The following is an 11387-nucleotide window of genomic DNA, read 5'->3' as shown; positions in this document are numbered from 1 at the left end:
GTAAGTCTGCGTCACGCGCTGCACCGTAGCTTCGGAGCGGCTCATCACCCCGGCAACCTCCACCTTCTCGTGGTGGGCCAGCAGCGGAAGATATACCTTGTGGGCGATATCACCGAGCCCCGCCAGCGCAACCTTCCGCTTACGGTTTATTACATTCATGCCTATGGTCCACCTTTCTTCAATCCAACGAACCTTCCGGACATGCCGGACAGATACCCATTATACCGCTTTTGGCCGGCAAATTTAAGCCGTTACATCGACTCTGCCGCCCGGTTTTCCTTCTGCTTTTTCTTTTTGGTCATCAGTCCCAAAGCAACGACGGCGGCGATGACCACCACTTCAAACCCGTATTTCAGGATCGGGCTGGCAAACCAGTCGTGAATCAGCGGCTCTTCCACCAGCATTTTGGATGCCGTCCAGGCGAGCACCGCCGCGCCGATCGTAATAATGACCGGGAAGCGTTCCGTCAGCTTCAGGATGATCGTGCTGCCCCATACCATAATCGGCACCGAAATCGCCAGTCCGATAATGACGAGCAGGAAGTCTCCATGGGCCGCTCCGGCTACCGCCAGCACGTTGTCGAGACCCATCATGGCATCGGCGATAATGATCGTGCGGATGGCTGCCCACATTTGGTTGCCTGCGGATATGTCATGCTTTTTTTCGTCAATCAGCAGCTTATACGCGATCCATATGAGCGCGATTCCCCCGACAAGACGCAGTCCCGGAATCAGCAGCAGCTGAACGACCAGCAGCGTGGCGATGACCCGGATGACGACGGCGCCCACGGTCCCCCAAATAATGACTTTTTTCTGGTCTTCTTTTTTGACGTTCCGCGCGGCGAGTCCGATTACAATGGCGTTATCGCCGGCAAGAACCAGGTCAATGATGACGATGGACATGAGCGCTGCCCAAAATGCCATAGTAAACAATTCCATACGATTTCCACCTTTCTGTTGTTTGAGATAGAATGATTAGTCGCCGCACTAAAAAAAGCGCCCCTTACCTTCATTAGGTAAAACGGCGCTTTTTGCCCACCAAAAAAGACCTTTACCTAATGAAAAATCAGGCAAAGGTCTCGCAAAACAACATAATCGTTGCCAATAAAGCCGGGGATACCGATCCCGTAATGACGACTTTATTGCATGAGCTACTCCCCTTTGGGAACTATTCACTTGTTGGAACCATTATAGCAAAACTCTAAGGCAATTACTATGATTTTTATTCATTAATTTTTGGTATGATGGAGATTATAGGCTAAGTGGAAAGGAAATCACGATGAAAAAATGGTTGCTGCCCCTCTTGTACATCCTTCTGCTCGTTTGGGCTTTCCTGTACCGGGACGCGATCATGGAGGCGCTGGGCGAAAGGCCGTCATTCCTTCTGCTGGTCGGAATAGCCGCCCTGGTCGCCCTGTTCCCTGTCGTTCCCTATAAGCTGGTCATCGCGGCGCTCGGCTACGCTTACGGTACCCTGTGGGCGGCGATCGTCTCATGGATCGGAACGATGCTGGCGGCCACGATTCTGTACGGACTTGTCCGCTACCTGTTTCGGGACCGGGGCAGGAGGTATCTGGAACGGATCAAGCCGCTGCAGACTTTCACCGCATTCATTGAAACGCATCCGTTTGTCAGTATCGCCGCCGCGCGGGTTATTCCGATCGTTCCGCAGATGGCGGTCAATATATTCGCCGGGGCCGCCGCGCTTCCCTTCTGGAGCTACACCGCCGCTTCCGGGATCGGCAAAGTGCCGGGCATCCTGTTATATGCCTACCTGGGCGGCAATCTGTCAGCGCACCCGTGGATCTCCGCCGCTGCGGCATCCGCTTATGTCCTCTTGCTCGGACTGATCGCGGTAATGTACCGCCGCCTCTCCCGCACGAGACCGAAATAACCGGGCACCTTGGTTCCCTTGCGCGGATGGATTATAATGGAGTTGTACACCTTACTTACGATTTGAAAGAAACGGAGTGATATCATGAGCGACGTACAGCCAGTTGAACATAAAGCCACTTTTGCGGGTGGATGCTTTTGGTGCATGGTAACCCCGTTTGAGGAGCTGCCGGGCATCGTCAGCATCGTGTCCGGATATACCGGCGGCCATAAGCCGAACCCGACTTACGAGGAAGTATGCTCTGAAACGACAGGGCATGTGGAAGCGGTGCAGATTACGTTCAACCCGGACATTTTTCCTTATGAAAAGCTGCTCGAGCTATTCTGGCAGCAGATCGATCCAACCGATGCGGGCGGGCAGTTCTACGATCGCGGCTCTTCCTACCAGACCGCTATTTTCTATCACAGCGAGGAGCAGCGCGAGAAGGCCGAAGCGTCCAAGCAGGCGCTCGAAAGAAGCGGCCGCTTTGACAAGCCGATCGTTACGCCGATTTTGCCTGCCGGCCCGTTCTATGAAGCGGAAGATTACCATCAGGACTACCACAAGAAAAACCCGGGACATTACAAACGGTACCGGAAAGGATCGGGCCGCGATGACTTCCTGGAGAAGCACTGGGCTCCCAAGATAAACAAGGAAGAGCTGAAACAGCGCCTGACGCCGCTTCAATACGAAGTCACCCAGAACAACGCCACGGAGCGGCCGTTCCAAAACGAGTTCTGGGATCATCACGGCGACGGCATTTACGTCGACATCGTGTCCGGCGAGCCGCTGTTCAGCTCCACGGACAAGTATGACTCGGGCTGCGGCTGGCCGAGCTTTACCCGGCCGATCCGCGACTACTCCATTAAAGAGAAGCTGGACATGAGCCATATGATGGTACGGACCGAAGTGCGCAGCAAAGGCTCGGATTCCCATCTGGGCCATGTTTTTGACGATGGGCCGGGGCCGGATGGCCTCCGCTACTGCATCAACTCCGCGGCGCTTCGCTTTATTCCGAAGGAAGACCTGGATAAGGAAGGATATTCCGAATATAAAGTGCTGTTTGAATAAACGGCACTGCCGCTCTATTTTGAGACCAGCAAGCGATAGCCGCTGGGGTTCGTTCTTTATACGAAAAGAGGGTAAGGCTTGCAGCCTTACCCTCTTTTTCATGCGCGTTCCTTTTTTCCGGCTGCTTTAGGTCAGCCGGAGATAAGCCAGCCGATCCAGAACGCGCAGGGAACGAGCAGCAGCTGGGCCGCGATCGTCCCGGCGCAGCGGGATACGAGCATCAGGCCGAGCACCTGATTCATCCGCCCCAGACGCGACTCTCCCCGCAATGTCCGGTCCGACAGCAGGGCGATCCGCGGGTCGACGAGCAGCGTCAGCAGAATCGTCGCCACCCCGTTGATTAGACCGGAGGAGGTTGATGCCGCCAGCCGGGATGCCGGCCATAGATAGGCGGCATACAGCGCGGACAGCACGCCGACGGTATAAATAGCCGTGACGGCCATATTAATCGCCATCAGGCGTCTGGGCAGGCGGCCTCGAAACAGGCTGCGCAGCATCTGGAGATTCGGCAGCTTGACGTACGCCGTCCCGTTCTTCCATTTTCGCCCGGCGGTCAGCTGCTTTACCATTTGCGGGATGGAACCGGCGGCCTCCAAATGGACGACCAGCCGCGAGCAAATCCGCACCACGCTTGGAAACAGCAGCATGGCTGCGGCTGTACCGGCTGTGGCGGCGGCGATGATCCAATGCAGCCTCGACTCCAAATGAAAGGAGGCCGACGCCAGCGCCTTGTCCACCATGCTGCCGACCATAGGTCCCTGCGCCATGTTGGAAGTCCTCGACACGATCACAAGCAGCCCCGACAAGGACAGGGCCAGCGTAATCCGCCGGCTGCGCAGCCCGCCGAGCCGCAGAGCATAGGAAAGGCTGTCCACGGTATGGATGATCCCTGTCAAGAGCAGTACCAGCAGCATCTGCATGATCACGATTCCTCACTCCTTTATTCTCAATCTTTTCCATTATAATGCATATCGGGCGGATGAACATCGTTTGATTCGCGCGGCGCCGGGTAATATAGGGGTAAACGAGAACTGGTTTGGAGGGATGGACAATGCCTTGGAATAAGCATGATTACCCTGTATCCATGAAAAACTTGGAGCCTCGGGTGCGGAATAAGGCGGTCGAAATCGCCAATGCGCTGCTCGAGGAAGGCTATGAGGAAGGGCGCGCTATTGCCATCGGCACCGCTCAGGCGGAAAAGTGGAATGAGGACCACCCTGCCGGTGAGGAAGGGCAATCGAAGCATGCATCTGGCCGTTCGGATGACGAGCGGGACGAGCATGACGAGCACGCCGGCAAGACTTCCCGGTCCCGCAGCGGCCGGGGCGGCGATGCTGATGTCCATGTCGTCACCCATGAGGACGGATGGGCGCTCAAGGTGGAAGGCAAAGACAAGCCCTTGTCGACTTTTGGATCGAAGAAGGAAGCCATGAACGAGGCGGAGGACTACGCCTCGAAACACGATGTCCATGCCATCGTTCACGGCAAAGACGGCAAAATCGAGAGCAATCGAAGTTATTCGTGATGCTGTTCTTGCCAGCGTTCACGCAAGACGGCAAAACCGAGCGATTCGTGGTATGTCTTCGCGGGGAGGCTCCTTACGGTGCCCCCCGCCCTGCCATACCTGCCATAAACAGCAAACCGCCTGATTCCCTAAGGAACCAGGCGGTTATCTATCAGTGGACACTCCGAACTTTGTGAACGGGTTTGGCTGCAGGCTGTTTCNGCCCCGNGGTCATCTTAGGTGCGGCATCTCCCATGCCGGCGAGGTAAGNTGCGCACGAAACGNGACCGTATACGTAATCAGGTTGCCGTGAAGATTGATGTCAAGCGCAGAGTAGCGTTCCATCAGATCGTAAAAAACGGAAAACGAAACGGTCGCCACAAGCGTGTTCACAATAAATTTGCGTCCATTCAGCAGCAGCGCAACGAGGATCACCGGAATATCCAGGATCAGCACAGTCACTGCCGGGTCAAATCCGAATGCGTACTTGCCGAGCAGCGACAGGCCAACGAAGCCGCCCTCGGACAGATGATTCTGAAAATTAATGTGATAATACGTAAAAGCCAGCAAAAAAGTACCTAACATCATAATAGCGATTGGTCGAAGCGTTGAAATTACATGGTCTTTCTTCCTCATACAGGTTACCCCTCATCGTAGTTAGTTGGTCAGGGACGCGACTAACTTCCGCGGGAAGAAACCTGTAGGACCGAGTCCTTCGCATCTTAAGCTTCCTTCTTTCGCGAGAAGTTTGTCACAACCCAATATCCGGGCGCTTGTTCTCTACGATGGAAGCTAAGTGTAAGAGAGATCATAACGTTTCCAAATCGTCCTTTGGGGAATGTTCCTTCGGGGACACATGGTATCCTGATCCTTTCTTTTGTTTGATAACTTCTATACTTATTATACCACAGTTGCACTGCCTGCTAAACAGCTTGCTGAGGAGAATGCGTTAGAAACGTCTTTCGTCGTGCATTCCAAGAAGCCGGACCGCTTTTATATGATAGTTTTGGTTGCGATATAAGGAAACCAGTCTCCGAAACTTATAATTTTCTTATATCTAAAAGAAGGGCTTCTATGCCGCAGGCGCTGTCATCCAGATTTCAGGAATGATACCGTGATACCGTGTCATATCCTATGCCCTATTCCGTCGGATCATGTCTTCAGAACGTAAATTCAAGTTCACACAATGTCAATTTTTTATGTGACTGAAATCACAATAAAGGGTAATCGGCTTTTCTATACTTAACTTATGAAATCGTTAAATATTACGTTGAAAGAAGGAGCCCTTTATGCTGAGCCAACAAACCATTGATACGATCAAATCGACCGTTCCGGTACTGGAAGTACACGGACAGGCCATTACATCCGTCTTTTATAACAATCTCTTCAAGGATCATCCAGAGCTTCTGAACATATTCAACCATGCCAACCAGCGCCAAGGACGGCAGTCGGCCGCCCTGGCGGGCGCCGTCTATGCCGCGGCCGCGCATATCGATCATCTGGAGGATATCATTCCAGCCGTCAAGCAGATCGGGCAGAAGCACCGGGCGCTGCAAATCAAGCCGGAGCATTACCCGATCGTCGGACAGTATTTGCTTGGGGCCATCAAGGAAGTTCTTGGCGATGCGGCCACGCCGGAAATTCTCGAAGCCTGGAAAGAGGCTTACGGCGTCATTGCAGATGCATTTATCAGCGTGGAAGCGGAAATGTACCGGGAAGCTGAAGCCGCACCGGGAGGCTGGTCCGGTTTCCGCCCATTCGTCGTGGAACGGAGAGTGAAGGAGAGCGAAGTGATCACTTCCTTCTATTTAAAACCGCAAGACGGCGGACCGATCGCCTCTTATTTGCCGGGACAATACATCACGGTCCGCGTTCAGCCTGAAGGCCAGCCGTATACGCAGATCCGCCACTACAGCTTGTCCGCCGCGCCGGGCGGTTCTTCCTACCGGATTTCGGTGCGCCGCGAAGATGCCGCGCCAGGTAAACCGGCAGGCGTCGTCTCCAACTATCTGCACGAGCACGCCCAAGAAGGCACTGTCCTTGAAATCAGTGCACCGGCGGGCACGTTTACGCTGGATCAGACCCAAGACATTCCCGTCGTGCTGATCAGCGGCGGGGTCGGCCTGACGCCAATGGTCAGCATGCTGGAGACGCTGCTGAAAGAACAGCCGGCCCGTAAAGTCACTTATGTTCACGCCGCGATTAACGGAAGCCATCATGCGATGAAGGAGCATATCGCCGAGCTTGAAGGCGCGCATCCGCAAATGTCCTCCTACCTTTGCTATGAGACACCGCTTGAGGGCGACAGCTGCCATAAAACCGGATATATCGACGCTGCATGGCTGCAGCAAATCGTCGATCCAAACGCTGATTTTTACTTCTGCGGCCCGGTTCCGTTCATGCGCACCGTCTACAGCGCCCTTAAGGAGCTGGGAATCCCCGCAGAGCGGATCCATTACGAATTTTTCGGCCCCGCAGGCCAGCTCGACTAACTTATCGGCGGCGGGCCACGCTCGGTTAGCTTATCAACTGGCGGCATAACCCGCCTATCGGACTACGGCGTCATTTGAGGCCAATGCAACGCACGGATTGGTCAATGCAATGCGCTGAGTTAGCTAATGCGAATCGTTGATTTAGCCAATGTGATTTCCAAACCGGCCAATACGATTTACTAAAATGCACAAAGGGGCTGCCCCCAGGTTCAGAGAACCTGAATGGGGCTGCCCCTTTGTTTGTTTACCGGACCGTTCGCGTATGGCGGATGGCTGGATGGCGTTATGTTAATGCCCTCGAAGCAGCCGGTTGATCGTTTCCCTGCGTACACCGATCAGCTGGCCGATCTCCTCCTGGGTCAGCAGCTCGGTAAAGTGGATACCGTGGGCGTAGCTGTCCAGCCAATCGGTCAGCAGCGCCAGCCTCTCGGCCGGAGTCCCGACGGTTAGATGGTCGATCCGCTGCTGCATAAAGCGCACCTTTTCCTGCAGCAAAAGGGCGATTTCAAGCGCCTTCTCCGGGTGCTCACGGAGCTCGCGGTACCACTCCTCTGCCGGAATTTTCTCGACTTCGCTGCGCATCAGGGCCGTTGCCGTACCGTGGATATCCTTCGGGGTGATGAGCGAATGGTGAGGCACCGTTTCCCCCGGATAAAGCACGTTAAACAGAACGCTGTTCCCGTTTTTATGGAGCCGTGTTACCTTGAACAAGCCGCTCTTGATATGGTATAAAAATTCCCCGCTGTCCCCCTGTCTGAATAATATTTCTCCTTTGTTCAAAAACATGATTCTTCCTCCAACCTAAAGTTCCGCGATTCCAAGTTTTTTTGTTCAATGCCGCTTCTGCGAAGCTAACCAGGGTCTCATCGCAACATATAAAATTTTGGCCTCTGTGGAGCTGACAACCGTTCCCCGGCTATCATTACGGCTCCACGCTTTCCCGGCTGCGATAAAAATTCTAAGAGTGCATTTGATAAACGCTTCTCTTTATTATACCAAATCCACTCGTCCGGACCGAAACGCTGCGCGCTTCCATAAATTCGTTATTGCCTTCCCGAATACTTTTGCCTTAACATGAGTATAATTAGAACGTATGTTCCTATACTGTCAGTAAGGAAGTGCCATGCCTCATGAAAGCATCCCTCTCCCCTCCGGCCCCCTCGGAAGAAGACGGCCGTCTGGTCAAAGCCTACCTGCTGCACGTGGTTTTGCTTGATGCGCTGGAGCAGGACGTTCGCCTGATCGGCACTGTCCCGCTGAAGATGGCACAGCTGTATATCCGGGCCCTGTCGTCCATCCAGGATCAGATTATGGCGAGCCTGACTTCGATCCGCCGCGAGATGAAGGCCCGCGGGATTCGGGTCTACGAGGAAACCCGGACCGCCAAGGGCATTGAGGCGTCGTACCTGTGCCGCGGATACCAGCGGCGATTCGCCATGCTCTGGACGTACGTGCAGGCAGAATCGGGCCTCGTGCTCAGCCGTTATCTCGGCATCCGGCTGCCGGATGCCTGAAGTGAAGCCCCCGTCAAGCGGGGCCTTTTATATCGGTGTGCGATGTACATTCAACCTTGTGCGGTGCCGAGGCTGCTCTCCATCCACGAAAAAAAGCGTGCGAATGGTTTCCCTCTTCGCACGCCTGATTCCATTTACTGATTGGACTTCTCGGGCTTCTCGTCCGAAGCCGCTGAAGCGATTTTGTCCTGCCAAATTTCATAATGGTGTACCGCCAGTCCGGCAAAGGAAGGATGGCTGTCGCCCAGACTGTTCACAGACTTCATCTCTTCCTCCATCACAGGCACGGCCTTGCCAAAAAACGTGATGTGCGAACCTTCTTCGGTGTCACCCAGCTCCATGCCGATCCATACCGATTTACCGAGCTGGTCCGCTTCATCCAACTGCTCGCGGGCCACATCGTAAATCTTCCGTCCACTGTCCCGGTACGACATGACGGCGACGGCATCAAACTGGCTGATCATCCACCGGCTCAGGTTCCCGCTGCCGTTGGCATCCTTAACGTTGCCCAGCCAGAAGGGAACGGCCGCACTCATGTACAGGCCCTTCTCCTTGCCCTGGGCTACCCATTTTTCCACATTGCTGCTCCATTCGCGCACTACGCCGTCCTGATCCCTCTCCCAGCGTCTTAACTGATAGGGCTCCACATCCAGCTGGATGCCGGCAAACTTCTCGCTTGGGGCTGCTTTTGCATTATAATCAAACACCCACTGCAGAAATTGATCCGCCTCCCTGCGCTGGCGTTCATAGGCCCAATCGGGCTGCCCGTCCAGCGCGTGCACGGCAATGCCTTCCTCATAGGCTGCCGCAATAAAGCGGCGGTAGTCCTCATCGCTAACCTTTTTCTGAACCTGAAGGAAGATCGTGCCTACGTTCTGCTCCCTGCAGAATGCTATAATTTTGCCGGGATCCTTGATCAGCTCGGTATCCCACAGCCAGGTCGCTTTTTGATCTTCCATTGTTGACGATTTTAACAGGAGAGGCAGGAGCAGCAAGCCGCAGATGACTAGGATCACCGGGATTTTCGCTTTTTTGAGCAGCTCTCCCAAACCATCCCCTCCTTTATTATACGATTAACGCCACATCCGGCTCTTCCACGTGCTGCACCGAATGTCCGATTTTATAAATATGAGGCAGGGTGTAGTTTTTGAATGCATTGCGCGTATCGATGATCGGCACGCCCATCGCCGCGATTTCCCCGTAGTCGAGTCCGCTGTGGTTGGTGATCAGCACCATGCAGTCGTATTTTTTAAACTGCGCCGGATCGTAGGCTACGCTGTGCACGGTCTCGCCGTGCTTGTCGCGGAAGCTGACAGCGTACGGATCGTAGTATTCCACGTTCGCGCCGTTCTCTTTGAACAGCTCGTAGACTTCAAGTCCCGGAGATTCGCGCAGGTCGCTGATGTCCGGCTTGTAAGCCATGCCGAGAATAAGGATCGACGATTTCTTGATGGACTTTGCGTATTCGTTCAGAATCGTCGACGTCTTGCCAATAACGTAATACGGCATGTTGTCGTTGGTCGACTGTGCCAGCTCGATAAACTTGCTGTAGAAGCGGAAGCCTTTCGCCTTCCACGACAGGTACATCGGATCGAGCGGAATGCAGTGTCCGCCGATGCCAGGACCCGGATAGAACGGCATAAAGCCGAACGGCTTGGTCGCTGCTGCGTCGATGACTTCCCAAATGTCGATGCCCATGCGGTCGCACATCATGGCCATTTCGTTGATGAAGGCGATGTTTACGCTGCGGAACGTGTTTTCCAGCAGTTTGGACATTTCGGCCACTTTCGGCGAAGTGACAGGCACCACCGTCTGTACATACTGGGAGTAGAGCGCCGTTCCCAGCTCCAGGCAGGCCTCGGTCGTACCGCCGATAACTTTTGGCGTATTGAAGGTGTTGAAGCGCACATTGGAAGGGTCCACCCGCTCCGGAGAGAAGCAGAGGAAGAAGTCCTCGCCCACCTTGTAGCCGAGCGCTTCGATTTCCGTCTGGATCAGCTCTTCGGTCGTACCCGGGTAAGTCGTGCTTTCCAGGGTAATCAGCATGCCTTTTTTCATGTGCAGCTTGATTTGATCCACAACGCTCGTAATGTAGGACGTATCCGGATCCTGGTTTTCGCTGAGCGGTGTCGGCACGCAAATGCTGAGCGCGTCGATGACGGCGATCATGCTGTAGTCCGTCGTCGGCTTGAAGCGTCCGCTAGCCACGACCGCGGCCAAGTCTTCGGAAGAGATATCGGTGATATAGGATTCGCCCTGATAGATTTTATCGATTTTCGCAGGATCCACGTCGATACCGATTACGGTGAAGCCCTGCTTGACCATTTCCACGGCCAGCGGAAGTCCTACGTATCCCAGTCCTACTACGCCCAATACGGCCTTTTTGGTTTTAATTCCTTCCAACAACTGCTCATATTCGTGATTCACAAGCACTCAACCTCCATTAGATGTAAGTTTTGGTCTGCTGCTAAGTAACGCTCAAGAAAAGCGGATGATTTAGTGAAAGCACCGGTGTATACGGGCATCCAGCTCTACCGGAGAGAAAGGCTTGGTCACATAGTCGTCTACTCCGTGTTTAAAGCACTGGCTGATGGTTTGCTCCACGCGCTGTTCGGTCAGCACGACGATTTTCGGCGTGTTGTCGACCGGCAGCTGCTGGATTTGGTGAATGAACGGCAGCCCGTCAATCCCGTAAAGGTTGAGCTCCGTCAGCACTAGATCCGGCTCCCATTTCTCGATCAGCTCCAGGGCGGACGTGCCGTCATGAGCGGCAAGCGTCTCGTAGCCCTGCATTTTCAGACGAATCTGGAGAAACTCGCGGACGGTGGCGTCATTGTCGACGATCAAAATTCTTCCGGCCTCTTCCGCAGCCTCCTCTTTCGTAAATATATGAATATCGGACGATGTGCTGAGCTTTGTGGACTCAGCCATCTG

12 protein-coding genes are annotated in these 11387 nt (G+C 54.2%); 5 read left to right on the top strand and 7 right to left on the bottom strand.

Annotation, left to right across the window (positions count from 1 at the left end):
- Nucleotides 1–251: 251 nt before the first annotated feature.
- Nucleotides 252–938, bottom strand: coding sequence for a TerC family protein (locus CPT76_RS23335; RefSeq protein WP_105444610.1), 687 nt, complete (start codon nucleotides 936–938; stop codon nucleotides 252–254).
- Nucleotides 939–1278: 340 nt separating this feature from the next.
- On the opposite strand from CPT76_RS23335, the gene CPT76_RS23330 reads away from it, so the two are divergent.
- Nucleotides 1279–1893, top strand: coding sequence for a TVP38/TMEM64 family protein (locus CPT76_RS23330; RefSeq protein WP_105444609.1), 615 nt, complete (start codon nucleotides 1279–1281; stop codon nucleotides 1891–1893).
- Nucleotides 1894–1977: 84 nt separating this feature from the next.
- On the top strand, nucleotides 1978–2943 hold the full coding sequence (gene msrA, locus CPT76_RS23325; RefSeq protein ID WP_105444608.1) for a peptide-methionine (S)-S-oxide reductase MsrA: 966 nt from the start codon (nucleotides 1978–1980) through the stop codon (nucleotides 2941–2943).
- Between the two features lie 131 nt (nucleotides 2944–3074).
- Here msrA and CPT76_RS23320 read toward each other — a convergent pair whose 3' ends face one another.
- Complete coding sequence (locus tag CPT76_RS23320; protein ID WP_105444730.1) at nucleotides 3075–3863, bottom strand: lipid II flippase family protein; 789 nt, start codon at nucleotides 3861–3863, stop codon at nucleotides 3075–3077.
- Between the two features lie 131 nt (nucleotides 3864–3994).
- Here CPT76_RS23320 and CPT76_RS23315 point away from each other — a divergent pair, with 131 nt between their 5' ends.
- On the top strand, nucleotides 3995–4468 hold the full coding sequence (locus CPT76_RS23315) for a DUF2188 domain-containing protein (RefSeq protein WP_105444607.1): 474 nt from the start codon (nucleotides 3995–3997) through the stop codon (nucleotides 4466–4468).
- A gap of 210 nt (nucleotides 4469–4678) precedes the next feature.
- On the opposite strand, the gene CPT76_RS23310 is transcribed toward CPT76_RS23315, so the two are convergent.
- Nucleotides 4679–5032 carry a YitT family protein gene (locus CPT76_RS23310; protein WP_483870074.1) on the bottom strand — a complete coding sequence of 118 codons (354 nt, stop codon included), beginning with the start codon at nucleotides 5030–5032 and terminating at the stop codon, nucleotides 4679–4681.
- Between the two features lie 704 nt (nucleotides 5033–5736).
- Between CPT76_RS23310 and hmpA the strand changes: the two genes are divergently transcribed.
- Nucleotides 5737–6939, top strand: coding sequence for an NO-inducible flavohemoprotein (gene hmpA, locus CPT76_RS23305; protein ID WP_105444606.1), 1203 nt, complete (start codon nucleotides 5737–5739; stop codon nucleotides 6937–6939).
- A gap of 288 nt (nucleotides 6940–7227) precedes the next feature.
- On the opposite strand, the gene CPT76_RS23300 is transcribed toward hmpA, so the two are convergent.
- Complete coding sequence (locus CPT76_RS23300) at nucleotides 7228–7725, bottom strand: Crp/Fnr family transcriptional regulator (protein ID WP_105444605.1); 498 nt, start codon at nucleotides 7723–7725, stop codon at nucleotides 7228–7230.
- 344 nt (nucleotides 7726–8069) lie between these two features.
- Between CPT76_RS23300 and CPT76_RS23295 the strand changes: the two genes are divergently transcribed.
- Nucleotides 8070–8453 carry a YhjD family protein gene (locus CPT76_RS23295; RefSeq protein WP_105444604.1) on the top strand — a complete coding sequence of 128 codons (384 nt, stop codon included), beginning with the start codon at nucleotides 8070–8072 and terminating at the stop codon, nucleotides 8451–8453.
- A gap of 134 nt (nucleotides 8454–8587) precedes the next feature.
- Here the strand turns inward: CPT76_RS23295 and CPT76_RS23290 are convergent, their stop codons facing one another.
- From CPT76_RS23290 to CPT76_RS23280, 3 genes are all read right to left on the bottom strand, one after another.
- The gene (locus CPT76_RS23290; protein ID WP_105444603.1) at nucleotides 8588–9502 is read right to left on the bottom strand and encodes a hypothetical protein; all 915 of its coding nucleotides are present in this window, start codon (nucleotides 9500–9502) and stop codon (nucleotides 8588–8590) included.
- 16 nt (nucleotides 9503–9518) lie between these two features.
- Nucleotides 9519–10880: a nucleotide sugar dehydrogenase gene (locus tag CPT76_RS23285; RefSeq protein WP_076169958.1), complete on the bottom strand. Its 1362-nt coding sequence runs from the start codon at nucleotides 10878–10880 to the stop codon at nucleotides 9519–9521.
- A gap of 69 nt (nucleotides 10881–10949) precedes the next feature.
- On the bottom strand, nucleotides 10950–11387 hold a 438-nt coding region (locus tag CPT76_RS23280; protein WP_146116405.1), incomplete at its 5' end, for a response regulator.

Source organism: Paenibacillus sp. AR247 (assembly GCF_002968895.1).
GTDB lineage: Bacteria > Bacillota > Bacilli > Paenibacillales > Paenibacillaceae > Paenibacillus_AQ > Paenibacillus_AQ favisporus.
This window is presented reverse-complemented; position numbering and strand designations above follow the sequence as displayed.

What these genes read in the sequence shown, in the direction of transcription:
- CPT76_RS23300 (WP_105444605.1), bottom strand. Translation starts at nt 7,725, where the DNA reads ATGTTTTTGAACAAAGGAGAAATATTATTCAGACAGGGGGACAGCGGG.
- hmpA (WP_105444606.1), top strand. Translation starts at nt 5,737, where the DNA reads ATGCTGAGCCAACAAACCATTGATACGATCAAATCGACCGTTCCGGTA.
- CPT76_RS23335 (WP_105444610.1), bottom strand. Translation starts at nt 938, where the DNA reads ATGGAATTGTTTACTATGGCATTTTGGGCAGCGCTCATGTCCATCGTC.
- msrA (WP_105444608.1), top strand. Translation starts at nt 1,978, where the DNA reads ATGAGCGACGTACAGCCAGTTGAACATAAAGCCACTTTTGCGGGTGGA.
- CPT76_RS23330 (WP_105444609.1), top strand. Translation starts at nt 1,279, where the DNA reads ATGAAAAAATGGTTGCTGCCCCTCTTGTACATCCTTCTGCTCGTTTGG.
- CPT76_RS23320 (WP_105444730.1), bottom strand. Translation starts at nt 3,863, where the DNA reads ATGCAGATGCTGCTGGTACTGCTCTTGACAGGGATCATCCATACCGTG.
- CPT76_RS23315 (WP_105444607.1), top strand. Translation starts at nt 3,995, where the DNA reads ATGCCTTGGAATAAGCATGATTACCCTGTATCCATGAAAAACTTGGAG.
- CPT76_RS23295 (WP_105444604.1), top strand. Translation starts at nt 8,070, where the DNA reads ATGAAAGCATCCCTCTCCCCTCCGGCCCCCTCGGAAGAAGACGGCCGT.